Source organism: Azospirillum sp. UFLA03-27, from assembly GCF_059803775.1.
Genome location: NZ_JAUQTX010000191.1, coordinates 1 through 13,748 on the forward strand (window position 1 = coordinate 1; position 13,748 = coordinate 13,748).

General features: G+C 68.6%; 15 protein-coding genes, 2 tRNA genes and 1 pseudogene. 8 read left to right on the plus strand and 10 right to left on the minus strand.

The window, feature by feature from the left end; genetic code table 11:
* The first annotated feature begins 76 nt into the window (after positions 1–76).
* A complete protein-coding gene (locus Q4I23_RS23505) occupies positions 77–865 on the plus strand; it encodes an ABC transporter permease (protein ID WP_038529855.1) in 789 nt (262 codons plus the stop codon).
* Between the two features lie 9 nt (positions 866–874).
* On the plus strand, positions 875–1,663 hold the full coding sequence (locus Q4I23_RS23510) for an ABC transporter ATP-binding protein (protein WP_498527817.1): 789 nt from the start codon (positions 875–877) through the stop codon (positions 1,661–1,663).
* A 66-nt stretch (positions 1,664–1,729) separates the two neighbouring features.
* On the opposite strand, the gene Q4I23_RS23515 is transcribed toward Q4I23_RS23510, so the two are convergent.
* On the minus strand, positions 1,730–2,134 hold the full coding sequence (locus tag Q4I23_RS23515) for a hypothetical protein (RefSeq protein ID WP_498527818.1): 405 nt from the start codon (positions 2,132–2,134) through the stop codon (positions 1,730–1,732).
* A gap of 416 nt (positions 2,135–2,550) precedes the next feature.
* On the opposite strand from Q4I23_RS23515, the gene Q4I23_RS23520 reads away from it, so the two are divergent.
* Positions 2,551–2,778 carry a YMGG-like glycine zipper-containing protein gene (locus Q4I23_RS23520; RefSeq protein WP_014238634.1) on the plus strand — a complete coding sequence of 76 codons (228 nt, stop codon included), beginning with the start codon at positions 2,551–2,553 and terminating at the stop codon, positions 2,776–2,778.
* Between the two features lie 113 nt (positions 2,779–2,891).
* Here the strand turns inward: Q4I23_RS23520 and Q4I23_RS23525 are convergent.
* Both Q4I23_RS23525 and Q4I23_RS23530 read right to left on the minus strand, forming a co-directional pair.
* Positions 2,892–2,965, minus strand: a tRNA-Gly gene (locus Q4I23_RS23525).
* A gap of 35 nt (positions 2,966–3,000) precedes the next feature.
* Positions 3,001–3,660: a GNAT family N-acetyltransferase gene (locus Q4I23_RS23530; protein ID WP_454020098.1), complete on the minus strand. Its 660-nt coding sequence runs from the start codon at positions 3,658–3,660 to the stop codon at positions 3,001–3,003.
* A 417-nt stretch (positions 3,661–4,077) separates the two neighbouring features.
* On the opposite strand from Q4I23_RS23530, the gene apaG reads away from it, so the two are divergent.
* Together apaG and folE (Q4I23_RS23540) are read left to right on the plus strand one after the other, a co-directional pair.
* Entirely contained in the window at positions 4,078–4,470 is a 393-nt protein-coding gene (gene apaG, locus Q4I23_RS23535; protein ID WP_014238636.1) for a Co2+/Mg2+ efflux facilitator ApaG/CorD, read from the plus strand.
* A gap of 283 nt (positions 4,471–4,753) precedes the next feature.
* The gene (gene folE / locus Q4I23_RS23540; protein WP_454020100.1) at positions 4,754–5,419 is read left to right on the plus strand and encodes a GTP cyclohydrolase I FolE; all 666 of its coding nucleotides are present in this window, start codon (positions 4,754–4,756) and stop codon (positions 5,417–5,419) included.
* Positions 5,420–5,431: 12 nt separating this feature from the next.
* Here folE (Q4I23_RS23540) and Q4I23_RS23545 read toward each other — a convergent pair whose 3' ends face one another.
* Positions 5,432–6,019 (minus strand): response regulator, encoded by a 588-nt coding sequence (locus Q4I23_RS23545; RefSeq protein WP_498527819.1) that lies wholly within the window; start codon positions 6,017–6,019, stop codon positions 5,432–5,434.
* Between the two features lie 235 nt (positions 6,020–6,254).
* Between Q4I23_RS23545 and ybaK the strand changes: the two genes are divergently transcribed.
* Positions 6,255–6,737, plus strand: coding sequence for a Cys-tRNA(Pro) deacylase (gene ybaK / locus Q4I23_RS23550; RefSeq protein WP_498527820.1), 483 nt, complete (start codon positions 6,255–6,257; stop codon positions 6,735–6,737).
* A 19-nt stretch (positions 6,738–6,756) separates the two neighbouring features.
* Here ybaK and Q4I23_RS23555 read toward each other — a convergent pair whose 3' ends face one another.
* From Q4I23_RS23555 to Q4I23_RS23570, 4 genes are all read right to left on the minus strand, one after another.
* On the minus strand, positions 6,757–7,575 hold the full coding sequence (locus Q4I23_RS23555) for a DMT family transporter (protein ID WP_498527821.1): 819 nt from the start codon (positions 7,573–7,575) through the stop codon (positions 6,757–6,759).
* A 121-nt stretch (positions 7,576–7,696) separates the two neighbouring features.
* Positions 7,697–8,386, minus strand: coding sequence for a GTP cyclohydrolase I (gene folE, locus Q4I23_RS23560; protein WP_498527822.1), 690 nt, complete (start codon positions 8,384–8,386; stop codon positions 7,697–7,699).
* A gap of 72 nt (positions 8,387–8,458) precedes the next feature.
* The gene (locus Q4I23_RS23565) at positions 8,459–10,000 is read right to left on the minus strand and encodes a sensor histidine kinase (RefSeq protein WP_498527823.1); all 1,542 of its coding nucleotides are present in this window, start codon (positions 9,998–10,000) and stop codon (positions 8,459–8,461) included.
* An 11-nt stretch (positions 10,001–10,011) separates the two neighbouring features.
* The gene (locus Q4I23_RS23570) at positions 10,012–10,521 is read right to left on the minus strand and encodes a putative pterin-binding protein (RefSeq protein ID WP_498527824.1); all 510 of its coding nucleotides are present in this window, start codon (positions 10,519–10,521) and stop codon (positions 10,012–10,014) included.
* Positions 10,522–10,753: 232 nt separating this feature from the next.
* Between Q4I23_RS23570 and Q4I23_RS23575 the strand changes: the two are divergent.
* Positions 10,754–11,080, plus strand: a pseudogene (locus Q4I23_RS23575) (2-amino-4-hydroxy-6-hydroxymethyldihydropteridine diphosphokinase); the annotation flags it as partial.
* Between the two features lie 183 nt (positions 11,081–11,263).
* Here Q4I23_RS23575 and Q4I23_RS23580 read toward each other — a convergent pair.
* Both Q4I23_RS23580 and Q4I23_RS23585 read right to left on the minus strand, forming a co-directional pair.
* A complete protein-coding gene (locus Q4I23_RS23580; protein ID WP_498527825.1) occupies positions 11,264–11,992 on the minus strand; it encodes an SDR family NAD(P)-dependent oxidoreductase in 729 nt (242 codons plus the stop codon).
* A 60-nt stretch (positions 11,993–12,052) separates the two neighbouring features.
* A tRNA-Arg gene (locus tag Q4I23_RS23585) sits at positions 12,053–12,129 on the minus strand.
* 175 nt (positions 12,130–12,304) lie between these two features.
* Here Q4I23_RS23585 and Q4I23_RS23590 point away from each other — a divergent pair.
* Positions 12,305–13,748 (plus strand): hypothetical protein (locus tag Q4I23_RS23590; protein WP_498527826.1); only part of this gene is annotated, 1,444 nt, incomplete at its 3' end.

Genomic DNA, 13,748 nt, shown 5'->3' on the forward strand with positions numbered 1-13,748 from the left:
GCGTATAATCGTCGGCAGCGTCAGATGTGTATAAGAGACAGCGCCTCCAATACACCGACAACGGTCCACCAATCCCATGTCCCCCCTCTTCACTCCGCTGAAGCCGGTCGCTCCGGCGCTGCGCACGGTGCTGGGCATCGCCTGCTTCGTGCTGTTCTTCCTGGGCTGGGGCATCGCCACCTACGGCGGCTTCGTGAAGCCGCTGTTCCTGGCCTCGCCCGGCGACACGCTGACGGCGGGCATCGCGCTGTTCCGGGAGTTCGGCTTCGCCGAGGACATCGCCGTCACGGTCTGGCGCGTCTTCGCCGGCTTCGTCATGGCCGCCGCCCTGGCGGTGCCGCTGGGCATCCTGATGGGGGCCTTCAAGCCGGTGGAGGCCTTCTTCGAGGCCTTCGTGTCCTTCGCCCGCTACCTGCCGGCCTCGGCCTTCATCCCGCTGCTGATCCTGTGGGCGGGTGTGGGGGAGCTGCAGAAGATCCTCGTCATCTTCATCGGCTCCGTCTTCCAGCTCATCATCATGGTGACGGTCATCGTGTCGGGCATCCGCAGCGATCTGGTGGAGGCCGCCTACACGCTCGGCGCCAAGCGCGACGGCGTGGTGCTGCGCGTCCTGCTTCCCGCTGCCTCGCCGCAGATCTTCGAGGCGCTGCGCCTCGTGCTCGGCTGGGCCTGGACCTACGTGATCGTGGCGGAGCTGGTGGGCGCGTCGCGCGGCATCGGCCACATGATCATCGACGCCCAGCGCTTCCTTGACACCGGGCAGATGATCTTCGGCATCTTCATCATCGGCGTGATCGGCCTGATCACCGACCTGCTGTTCCGGGCGCTCAACGCCCGTCTCTTCCCGTGGGCCAAAGGACGATAAGCGCCGGCCATGAGCAAGCTGTCCATCCGCAACGTCGAGAAGACCTTCCCCAGCCGCAACAACACGGCGCCGACCCGCGCGCTGGTGCCGACGAGCCTGGAGGTCGCCGACAACGACTTCATCACCATCCTGGGGCCGTCGGGCTGCGGCAAGTCCACGCTGCTGCGCATCGTCGCCGGGCTGGAGACGCCGAGCGCCGGCGAGGTGCTGCTGGAGGGCAAGGCGGTGTCCGGCCCCGGCCCCGACCGCGGCATGGTCTTCCAGTCCTACACGCTGTTCCCCTGGCTGACCGTGCGCGACAATGTCTGCTTCGGCCTGCGCGAGCGCGGCCTGCCGCGGGCGGAGCAGTTGGCGATCGCCGACCGCTTCCTGGCCCAGGTCGGGCTGAAGGGCTTCGAGAACCACCACCCCGCCCAGCTCTCCGGCGGCATGCAGCAGCGCACGGCGCTGGCCCGCGCGCTGGCCAACGACCCGAAGATGCTGTTGCTCGACGAGCCCTTCGGCGCGCTGGACCACCAAACGCGCGAGCTGATGCAGGAGCTGCTGCTGGGCATCTGGGAGGCCGACCGCAAGACGGTGATGTTCGTCACCCACGACATCGACGAGGCCATCTTCATGGCCAGCCGCGTCGTGGTGATGTCGGCCCGCCCCGGCCGCATCAAGTGCGACATCCCCATCGAGCTGCCGCACCCCCGGTCCTACAAGGTCAAGACCACCCCGGAGTTCGCCGCCTACAAGGAACGGCTGACCGAGGAGATCCGTGTCGAGACCATCAAGGCCGTGACCATGGAGCGCTAACCGGCGCTCCCGTCCGGACCGGAAAACACGAAGGAGCGGCACCGGCGGGTGCCGCTCCTTTCTTTTTTAACCACCGACCCGAAGCTGATGGCCGGTGTTCACGACCAGATCGGACAGGGCGACACCGGCGCGCTCGGCGTCCGACGCGAGCGTGCGCGGGCAGTTCCAGTGCAGCCGCCCATCGATTTCAAGCATCCGGCCATGGCGCTTCACCACCCACACGCCGGTGGTCGCCAAGCGAATGACACGGGCCAGCGGCTCCCCGCTGAAGCCTGGATGAACCGGAGACGTGGGTTGGGCAGCCGTCGGCACGGCCGCCGGAACCGCTGGATGGATTGCCGCATCCGAGCGCTCGTAAGCCGGCGCGCAAGGATGGGCGCTGACCGGCTGCAACGGGTGCCGTTCACGGCGGTCACTCGGGCGGCTCGCCGGGAGAGTGGCAAGCGCCTGCGGTCTGGAAAGATGCAGCATGGTGGGTATCCTGGGACGTTTCCGATGAGCCTGCGTCCTCGATGTCGCGCAGGTCGTTAGGACACTGAACGTTCCACGCGCCCTGAATGAAGTAAAGAGGAAACGCCCCCGAATCCGTGCAGCCTTTCGACGCGGGAGAATGGTAAAAAAGTAATAACAAGATTATCTCTATGGTTATCGATCGTTGGCCAAGCACTGCCTTCCCGGCTTTGCAGAGCGCTCCCGATTCCCTATTGTGAGGGAAGGTAGGGGCCAGAACCCTCTCTCTTTGGGATGGAAAGGATGGCTTTCTGCCCCGGAATAGTCACACGCAAAAGCGTGTTCATTCCGTAAGCATGCGACGCAAGCGCAGGCTTGGCCGCTGGCTTCCAAGGCTGGCGGCACCCAAGAATGCAGGGAAGAAAACGGGTAGGATCATGGTGAAGAAACTGGCAGTGATCGTGGTTGGCGGCCTTGTTCTGACGGGCTGCTCGAACCTCAGCCACCGCGAACAGCGCACGCTGTCGGGCGGCGCCATCGGCGCCGCGGGCGGCGCCGCGGTCGGCGCCCTGACGGGGGGCAGCGCCGTAATGGGCGGTGTGATCGGTGGCGCGGCTGGCGCGGCGGTGGGCGCCCTAACCTCCAACAACGGCAAGCACCGGTAAACACCGGTTTCACAACGGGGATCAGGCCGCCGGACCAGTGTCCGCGGCCCCCCAAGCGCCTGCGCGCCCTCAATGTCAGGGCTTCAGCAGACTTCTGATTTTCAAGGAGATGTTGGAGCGGGTGAAGGGAATCGAACCCTCGTCGTAAGCTTGGGAAGCTTCTGCTCTACCATTGAGCTACACCCGCGCGCCGCATGTTTATAGGCGACGCTTTCGCCGCTTTCAAGCGGTTCGAGCATGCCACAGGCGGGATTCGGCAAGTTCCCGAGGGGAAGCGGCGAAAACCGACACCAGCGGCGAGATCAGTCGCGGAAACAAGGCGGTGCCGCCGGCCTCCTGCCGAACGTCCTCGTTCGCGGGCACCCCGTAGGCCTCGTCCACCGCCGGGGCGGTCACCATGCCGGCGGCGCCGGCCAGGGCGCCGGGGACCAATTCGAGGCCGAGGAAACGGTCGAGATCCACCGGGCCCGGCAGCGCCATGTCCAGAGTCAGCTCCCGCGTGAAGCCGAACCGCGCGTAATAGGGCGCGTCGCCGACCAGGATCACCGCCCGGTGGCCCAGCGCCGCCGCCTTGTTCAGGCTCATCCGGATCAGCTTGCTGCCGAGCCCGCCGCCCTGCAGCCGGTCCGACACCGCGATCGGGCCGAGCAGGAGCGCCGGCACCGTGCCGCCGATGGTCACCGGCCAGTAGCGGATCGTGCCCTCCAGGATCTCGTTGCCCAGCTCGTCATGCTCGATGGCGACGAAGCCGAGCTCCGGGATCGGGGCGACGCCCTCCCGCAGCTTGTAGGCGGTCTTCTTGAAACGATCCGGGCCGAAGGACCGGTCAAGCAGGGCTTCGATCGCCGCGTCGTGCCGCGGCTCTTCCAGGGAGATCATCATGTCAAGGGGCTTCCCGGCAGAAAGACTGTGGTCGGAGGCGGATCGCGCCGCCGCGCCGGGGGAGCGCCGGATCAGTGCCGGCGGAGACCCGAAGCGTCCGCACGCGACCCAAGGACGGCCGCAACCGCGCGCAGCGCGGCATGGCGTCGTCGTCGGATGCTGATGCTGTGCGGACGAGACATGGGCAAGGCTCTTCGGCCGTTGTAAGGACCTCGCATATAACACCAGCGGACAGGGGGTTCAAGCGATCGTGAAAGGGTCGGAACCGGCCCGTTGCGCATGGCTTCCCGGTGTGTCCTGCATGCATCGCCGCGGCCCCCGCCTTGCCGCTTCGGGGCATCCGGAGGGGGTGTCCCCCGCTCCACCACTGGACAGGCGCTTTCCCCCGCCCCTATTCTCTGGACCGGGAGTGCCGCCATGTACACGAAAGTCACCCGCGCGATCCGCGTCACCGTCCAGCCGGTCTTTCTCGACGAGCAGTCCATGCCCGCCGAAAGCCGCTATGTCTGGGCCTATCACGTCCGGATCGAGAACGAAGGCCAGGAAACCGTCCGGCTGCGCACACGCTATTGGCACATCACCGACGCGCTGGGGCGCGTGCAGGAGGTCCGCGGGCCGGGCGTGGTGGGCGAACAGCCGGTGCTGGAACCCGGCGGCAGCTTCGAATACACCAGCGGGACACCGCTTCCCACGCCATCCGGGATCATGGTCGGCTCCTACCGGTTCGAAACGGGCGGCGGCGAGGCCTTCGACGTGGCGGTTCCCGCCTTTTCGCTGGACAGCCCGCACCAGCCCCGCCAGTTGAACTGACGCCGGTCGCGCAGCGGCTTCCGGTAAGAATCATCCGGAGCGTGCAGCCTATCGCCGCAGAGCGTGCTGAAAGGCTGCCTCCAACGTCTTGACTGTGCGGCGTCCGAACCCACCTGCGCCATACTCCGTTCTGCGGCCTGCCGGCTTTCTCGAAAATCTCGGTGATCCGGGCGAGCAGTGGGCCGTATTCATACCTGACTTGCCGGCTCCGGCATTGTGTGCCGCGGCGACGGCCCGCATGTGATCAGAACCTGTTTGACCAGGAATCGAAAGGCTTCGCCCCGTGACGGCTTCCAAGACTCCGCACGCCGACAATGTCCTCCGCGGCCCCGGCCACCCCGCCGGCACTGGCCATGGCGAGATCGCACGCCCCACCCGTGCCGAGGCCGAGGATGCCGTCCGCACACTGATCCGCTGGGCCGGCGACGATCCGGCGCGTGAGGGTCTGTTGGGTACGCCGGACCGGGTGGTCCGCTCCTACGAGGAGTTCTTCGCCGGTTACGCCATCGAACCGGAGGAAATCCTCGCGCGCACCTTCGAGGAGACCGACGGCTACGACGAGATGGTCGTCCTGCGCGACATCCGTCTGGAGTCCTACTGCGAGCACCATATGGTGCCGATCATCGGCAAGGCGCACGTCGCCTACCTGCCCCGCCAGCGCGTCGTCGGCATCTCCAAGCTGGCACGGCTCGTCGAAGCCTACGCCAAGCGCCTGCAAATCCAGGAGAAGATGACGGCGCAGATCGCCAACGCCATCGATCAGGTGCTCCAGCCCGAAGGCGTCGCCGTGGTGATCGAGGCGCAGCACCAGTGCATGACCACCCGCGGCGTGCACAAGACCGGCGTCACCATGGTGACCAGCCGGATGCTGGGCGCCTTCCGCAGCGATCCGTCCACCCGGCGCGAATTCCTGTCGATGATCGGCAACCCCGGCTCGCGCGCCGAATGAGCCAATCCCGCGTCAATCGGCGCGGATGCCGTGTTGGCGCAGCAGGCTGTAGAGCGTCGGGCGGCTGACCCCGAGCAGGCGCGCCGTCGCCGACAGGTTGCCGCCGGAGCGGGCCAGCGAGTCGAGCAAGGCACGCCGCTCCGTCTCGTCGCGCAGGACACGCAGGGTCGGCGGGGCGTCCCCGGTGGCCAGCCGGCGCCCTTCCAGTTCCAGGTCGGCGCGCTGGAAAGCGCGCTGCACCACCCCAGCCAACTCCTGCGCGTCGATCGGCTTGCCGCACACCTCGTGGGCGCCGCGGGCCACCGCGCGCACCGCCAGCACCCGCTGGTCGTGCGGGGCGAGCGCGATGACCTTGATCGACGGCGCCTCGCCCAGGATCAGCGACAGGGCGTCCAGGCCGTCGCCGCCGCCGTTCGGCGATTCCGCCAGTTGGGCCAGATCGACCGACAGGGCCACCACCGGCGGCCGGTGCGCCCGCACCGCCTCCAGCGCGTCCGCCACGCCGCCCGCGGCGACGATCCGGCACACCGGCAGGGCGTCCTGGACCCGGCCTTCCAGGGTGGGATCGTCATCGACGACAAGCAGCGTGCGTGGGACCATGATTCTCCAACTCTCCGACCGGGGAACGGGCCGGCGGTCAGAATCGCGGCAGGCGGCCCGTCTGTCCAAGGCGCGTTGGCATGAACACCGGCGCAATTTGGGCAAAATTGCGTCGTCGAAAGGGGTGCACCGCGGCGTTGCGCCCTCCCCTCCATCCCCCTCTCCCCCTCGCTGGGGCGGTCTGCTAAGCTCCCGGCATGAAAGGGCGAATCCGCGCCTGGGGAGCAAGGTCGAGATGGCGGCGAAGGTCACACCGGCGGTGAACGCGGCGAAGGCGGCGGGGATGCCCCACCGCCTGATGGAGTATGAGTACGACCCCTCGGCGGACGCCATCGGCCTGCACGCCGCGGCGGCGATGGGTCTGGACCCGGCGGTGGTCTACAAGACGCTGATCGTCCAGCTGGAGCCGAAGGCGCTGGCCTGCGTCATCATCCCCGTCGCGGCGAAGCTGGACCTGAAGGCGCTGGCCGCCGCCGCCGGGGCAAAGAAGGCCGATCTCGCCGACCCGACCCTGGCGGAGCGCACCACCGGCTACATGGTCGGCGGCATCAGCCCGCTGGGCCAGCGCAAGCCCCTTCCCACCTTCATCGATTCCAGCGCCGAGACCCTGCCGGAAATGGTCGTCAACGGCGGGCGGCGCGGCCTGCAGATCGCCCTGGCCCCGGCGGATCTGGCCCGCGCCACCAAGGCCGTGGTGCGGCGGATCGTGGTGCAGTAGGCGAAACGGGCGGAAGCCGTCAGCGCCGCGCGCCGGCCCACAGGGTTCCCAGCCCGGCGGCGGCGATCAGCCCCCCGCCCAGCAGCACCGCGGACGACGGGCTTTCGCCCCACCATAGGAAGCCGATGGCCGCCGAGGCCGCGATCCCCAGATAGTCGATGGGCGCCAGCACCGCCGCCGGCGCTCGGCGGAAGGCGGCGGCGTTCAGCAGAATGGCCGCCCCCGCGGCGAAACCCAGCAGCAGGAAGACCGGCAGATCCGCCGGCTTGGGCATCCGGAAGCCGGTCAGCAGGGCCGCCGGAGCAGTCAGCAGACACCCAGCCAGCACGAAGACCAGCCCGGTGGCCGCCGGCCCGTCGGCCTTGGCCGTCCGCCGGGTCGCCAGGATGCAGACCGCGTTGAGGAAGGCCATGGCGAGCATGGCGAGGCTCCACGGCTCCAGCCGCGTCGGCGGGGCGATCAGGAAGACCCCGGCCATCCCCAGCGCGACGCAGACGGCGGAGGCCGCCCCCGCCCGTTCCCCGATGGCCGGGCCGGACAGAAGCACCACGAACAGGGGCGCCGCGTAGGACAGGGCGACCAGATCGGCGAAAGGCAGATGCTGGGTCGCCGCGTAGAAGATCAGCGCCGCCCCGACGCCGCTCAGCGCCCGCACCGCGTGGCCGCCGGGCCGGGTGACGGACAGGGCGCGCCGCCCGGCCATCGCAAAAGCCGCCGCGGCGACCACCGGCAGCGACAGCAGGAAGCGCAGGAAGAGAACCTCCGCCGCTCCGTAGCGGGCTCCCAGTTCGCGGGCCAGCGCCCCGGCGGTCAGCACCAGGGCGAGCGACGCCGCCATCAACAGCGCCGCCCCCGCGATGCCGGACCGCCTTTCCGCGCCCTCGGAAACAGTCAGGCGCTTCGCGCCCTCAGAAACAGTCGGGCGCTTCGCGCCCGTTGGGACGGGCAGAACGGTCCGCTCAGCGGGCGGAATGTTCAAGCGTCGCGCACTCCCTCAGGAACTCCTCGCGCAGATCGCGCGATTCCAGCATCTCGCCATGGAAGGAGCTGTTGACCATGCGGCTGTCATGGCCGGCACGCACGCCGCGGTGGGTCTTGCACATGTGAACGGCGCTGATGCGCACGGCCAGCCCGCGCGGCCGGGTGGCCTCGACGATGAAGTTGCCGATCTGCTTGACCAGCTCCTCCTGGATCTGGAAGCGGGCGGCGAAATGGTCGACGATTCGGTCGTACTTGGACAGGCCCAGGATGTTGCCGCCCTTGGCCGGCAGGATGCCGATGAAGGCCGTGCCGTAGATCGGCATCAGATGGTGCGCGCAGGTGGAGCGCACGGCGATCGGGCCGGTAACGATCAGATGGTCGAACTCCTCGGCGTTCCGGAACTCGGTCAGCTCGGGCGCCGCCGTGAAGCGGCCCTTGAGAAGCTCGCGCACCAGCATCTTGGCGACGCGGCGCGGCGTGTCGCGGGTGTTGTGGTCGTTGCGATGGTCGATCCGCAGCACGTCGAGCAGTTCCTCGACCTTCCGCGCCGCGGCGTCGATCATGGCCGCCTCGCCCGCGGCGTCCAGCGGCGTGTTGAGCGCCTCGTTCGAGCGGCGCGCCTCCATCGCTTCCTGCACGAGGGCGAGAACATTTGCCTGCACCGTCATAAAACCCGATCCCTTCTTTGCTTTGCTTATTTTCGGCAAGGCCGACGCCGCTCGATCTCAAACCTGCCTTGCTCAAACCTGGCTTGCCGGGTCCGGACGCGGCGCCGACCCGCCGACCCGTTCCACCGGAAAATGGAGGGAGGCCCGCAGGCCGGTCCCCGCCGCGCCTTCCAGCAGCAGCCGGCCGCCATGCGCCTCCATCAGGCTCTTCACGATGCTGAGCCCCAGCCCCGATCCCTGGAAACGGCGGGTAGCGCCGTCCTCCGCCTGATAGAACGGCTGCGCGGCCTTTTCAATCTGCTCCGCCGTCATGCCGATGCCCTGGTCCTGCACGGCGATGACGAAACCGCCCCGCGGGTCCAGCCACGCCTCCACCTCGATCACCGACGGGGCGGTGCTGAACTTCACCGCGTTGGACAGCAGGTTCAGCATCATCTGCCGCACCGCCCGCTCGTCGGCCTGAAGCACCGGCCAGACCGCCCCCGCCGCCGTCCGGATCGTCCGGCCCCGCCCGGCCTGGGTGCCCAGCACCGTGGCGATGGCGGTGCCGACCACCTTGCGCGGGTCCACCGAATCGAAGGTCAGGTTGGCGTGGCCCGCCTCCATCTGGGCGACCGTCAGGATGTCGATGACCAGACCCAGCATGTGCCGGGCGCTGGTCAGGATGTAGCCCGCATACTGGGCGTGCTCCCGCTGGGCGTTCTCCCGGCGGGTGGTTTCCTTCGTGCTGCCGGACGGGACGGCGGCGGAGCGGCCGCCGCCGATGTCGCCGTCTTCGCGGATCAGCTCCGAAAAGCCGATGATCGCGTTCAGCGGGGTGCGCAGCTCGTGGCTCATGGTCGCCAGGAAGCGGGTCTTGGCCTGGCTGGCCTCCTCCGCCTGGGCGATGGCCGTCCGCAGGGCGCCGGCCATCGCCTCCATCCGGTCATGCGCCTTCCGGATGGCCCGGTTCTGGATCAGCAGCACCGTGATGAACAGAACGCCGCAGACCGCCAGACCGGCCGACAGCATGGAGAACAGTCCATGCAGATAGAGCAGATGGTCGTGTCCCTCGTCCACCAGCTCCCCACCGAACTGGGAGGCGACGGAGGCGAAGGCGTTCAGTTCGCGGTCGACGGGCTCCAGAACCGCCAGGGCGGCCAGCGCCTTGTCCGCCGGCGGCAGCGGCCCGGCCAGGATCGTGCCGACGCTGTTCAGCGCCTCCTCCAGCCGGGCCACCGTGCGGCGATGCTGCGGGTAGCGGTCCATGAAGAGGGAGGCCTGCCCCCGCCCCAGCACAGCGATGCGGTTGCGGACGATGTCCAGGCGGAGCTGCACCTCGTCCGCGTCGACCTTGGCCCCGGGAAGCGCACTGGCCAGGATGCGCTGCTCCAGCCGCGTCACCTCCCCCACCGTCTGGCTGGCGGCCCAGGCGAAGTTGTAGGGCGCGGCCCCGCGCAGCGCTTCGCCGTAGTTCACCACCAGCAGCGACAGATAGGCAGCCGCCAGGCCGAACGCGCCGGTCAGGATCGCCAGCCAGAGCCCAATGCGGCGCGTACGGTCCTCCGACGCCCAGCCCAGCAGGCGGGACAGCCGCGAGCTTCCCTTCGGCGCGGTCTCGGTCGGCGGACTCACAAGGGCTGCCTTCACTTCACGGTCAGCCGGGCGACCTGCCAGACCGAGCGTGCGAAATATTTCTGCCGGTTCGCTTCCGGATCATGGTCGAAATCATAGACGATGAACAGCGGCCCCTTGTCGCTGACCGGCATGTAGGCCCCGTCGCGCTTCAGCGCCAGGATCACCTTGCGGTTCCGCACGTCGTCCATGGGGATTTCGCCGGTGTAGTCGTTCAGCGCCGTCGCGGTCAGCGTTTCGCCGCGCGCCTCCACACGCTCCATCAGGCGGGCGAGCGGCACGCCTTCGAAGGTCACCGGCTCCTTGTACCAGGGGGTGGCGGTGGTGAAGGAGACCATGCCCAGCGCTTCCAGCATGGGACGGTCGAAGACCGCCGCACCGTCGCGGTTGGTCGCCCCGATCTGCCCCGACACGACCAGAATCGGCTTTTCCGTCGGTTCCGGCAGCGTCCCGGCGCTGGCAGCACCGGCAAATACAAACAACGTCAGGGCGACAAGACGGAAAACAACTCTATCCACCATATCGGCTAACCGTCCGCTATTCGGCCATGCAACCTTTATCATGATTGCATTCTACGAACGATCCAACGAAAATTCTGTAAAAATCAGCCGCCGAATTTTCACATACGGAAAGGTGTATCGAAATTCGTTCATATTTGTCCCGTGAAATGATCAACCCGCAACGATCCGGCATCATTGTTTCCGCCCGGATTTTCACATCTTTTCCATGCACATCCCGCCCGACGGAACGCTTATGGACGCATTGATTCCGGTTTCGGCCGCCCCGCTGCCGCTGGACGGCTACATTCTGGGAATCGGAACGAACGTGGAACCCGATCGGAACGCGGCACGGATCGCGGCCCGTCTGGCCGACCTGTTCGGTTCCGTCCTGGTCAGCCGCTTCTACCGCACGGCTCCGGTCGGCATGACGAGCGACCACCCCTTCGTCAACTACTGCGCCTATGTGCCGAGCGCGTTGGACCCCTCCTGCTGCAAGGGGCTGTGCGTGGGGGTCGAGCTGGCGCTGGGCCGCGACCGCGCCCACCCCTGCTGCAAAACGCGCGACCGCCCCGCCGACATCGACTTGATCGGGCGGGTGAACCGCTCCTTCCCGGTGGACAGCTTGGCGGCCCTGCGCCCGGACGCCTATCTGGCCGCCCCCTTCGCGGAGATCGCCGCTCTGCTCGCCGGGCGCCCCGTTCCGCCAGCGCAGGGCGAACTGTGCGCTGCCGCCCTGCCGGGTTGCCGCGACGGCTCCCCCCGGTTAGGCGAGACGCCGGCCACCGTCCACCGCGACGACGGCGCCGGTCTGATAGTGGTTCCGGAGAATGGCCTCCACCGCCATGCCGATGGCCTCCACCCCGCCCTCCTCGCCGAGCAGAGTCTCTGACAGCACGCGCGCCCGCGCCTCGGGGCCGTGCCACTCCTTGAACAGGATCGGCCCCGGCTGGACGACGTTGACCTTCACCTTGGGCGCCAGCCGCTTGGCGAAGGACAGCGCTAGGTTCTGAAGCCCGGCCTTGCTGGCGCAATAGGCGTCGAAGGCCGGGTTGGGGTTGTCGGCATAGATGTCGGTGATGTGGACGATGTCGGCCCGCCGCGCCGAACCGGCGTCCAGCAGCGACGCCAGTTCGCGGTTCAGCGCGAAGGGCGCGCGGACATGAACGGCGTGGAAGACATCGAGCTGCCGCAGCGCGTCCGCGGTGTCCGCCGCCGTCACCTCGAAGGCCGAGGCGTTGTGGATCACCGCCCGCAGGCTTCCCGCCACGCCCCGCACCGCCTCGGCCAGCCGCGGCCCGCCGTCCGGATCGGCCAGATCGCCTTGCAGACAGACCGCTCCGGCGGCGCGCAGCCGCTCCACACCGTCGGTGGGCGTGCGGTAATGGGCGACGACGGGGTGCCCCAGCGCCATCATCCGCTCGGCGAGATGCAGACCGACGCGGCGACCCGCGCCGGTGACGAGAACGGCGTCCTGCAACAGGGATGCGGTCATGGGAAAGCCTTCCATCAGATTGCGGGGCCAGCAGACTGCGGAACCGGTCGCGGAAGGAGGTGGTGACCCCGGCTGGACTCGAACCAGCTGCCTACGGTTTAGGAAACCGTCGCTCTATCCAGATGAGCTACGGGGCCACGGCGCTGAACATAGCGGCTCCGCCGCGACTTGCCAACCGTCCGTCTCGGGACGGCCCGCCGGGATGACTCGTCGGCACGGCCGACCGAAAAGGTCACCGCCGGCACCGGCGCGGCACGTGGCGCGGGCGGCGAATCCGCTGGGCTTGGGCACGCCGCTGCGTATACTGCGCCCATGGCACGCATGCTTTACCTGCGCGACATCGAGGTCGATGTGCACGTCCGTTGCCGCGCCTGCGGCCACGAGGGCGTGTTGCCGCGCGCGGACATGAACCGGCGCTTCGGACCCAACTACCCGGTCCTGTCCATCGCCCCCCACTACCGCTGCTCGCGCTGCAATTCCCGCGACACCGAAAGCCGCCCGGCGCCGCCGCCCTTCGCAACGCCGGCGACGGCGATGACCATGGAGGAGGACGCCCCGTCCTTCGCCGGGCCGCTGGCCGCCCTGCAAGGGCTGCTCGACGCGGTGCGGATCCGCGGCGACGCGATGGACGAGCCGGACGTGGAGGACGCGGCCCCGGCCATGCGGGCGCCGATCCCCTTCCCCGCCGCTCAGCCCGAACCCGACACTCTGGCAACGGATCTGGAGCTGGAACGGTTGGCTGCGGACGGTGATGCCGCTCCCGAGTCGGGCCGGCGCCCGTTGTGGGAACCGGTGTCGCTCGCCGATCTCGCCGGCCACGAGGATGACACGGCGGACACCGCCGAGCGGGACGCCGACGGGACGGAGTGGGACGACGACGAGGACTGGAGCCCGCGCCGCTGGACACTCGTGGACCAAGATGCGGACGAGGATGACGGCGAGGGCGAGAGCGAAGACGACCAAGCGGATCGGGTCGAGGGCCTGCCTCCGGCTCCGCCCGCCCGGCAGAACCACCCGGCGGTCGAGGACGATGCGGACGGCGAGGCCTCCCGCTCCTTCGACCGCACCATCGCGGCGCTGCGCAGCATTCTGGATGGCCGCGGCGACGGTGCTCCGGCTGTGGAGGTTGCGTCCCCACCGCCAGCCTTTTCGATCGAGGACGACGCCGGCAGAACCGATATCCGGGAGGCCGATCCGGACGGTGACGACGACGACGCGGAGCCGTCCAACGATGACATCCTGGGCTTCGCCATCCGTGATCCGGACAAGGCCCCGCCGCCGTGGGAGCGCCCCCGGGAGCGCGACCCCGCGCCCACCGGCAGCGAACCGCTGGACCGCACCATCGCCGCCCTGCGCAGCATGGTCCAGAAGGCCGCCGCCGACCGCGACGAGGACGAGAGCGGGGACGGCCGCGACGGCGGCGTGGTGACTCCGCTGTTCGGCCGGTCGAGCAAGCCGGCCGACGATGTCGATGTTGATCGTGATGACGACGGTCCGGAGGACGACGACGCGGAGGACCAGAAAGCCGACGCCGACGATGCCTTTTGGAACCGCAAGGGCGCGGACACAGCGGATAGGGACGACGAGCCGGAAGACCACGGCGCTCCCGTGCTGCGCAAGTCCGCCCAGGAGCAGGAGATGGAAGAGGCGTTGCGCGCCCTGCGCGCGCTCGTCGAGGCGGAAAGCGATCTGGACGACCCGCCCCACCCGGCCTGGAAACAGTCTCTTATACACATAACCGAGCCCACGAGCCTAT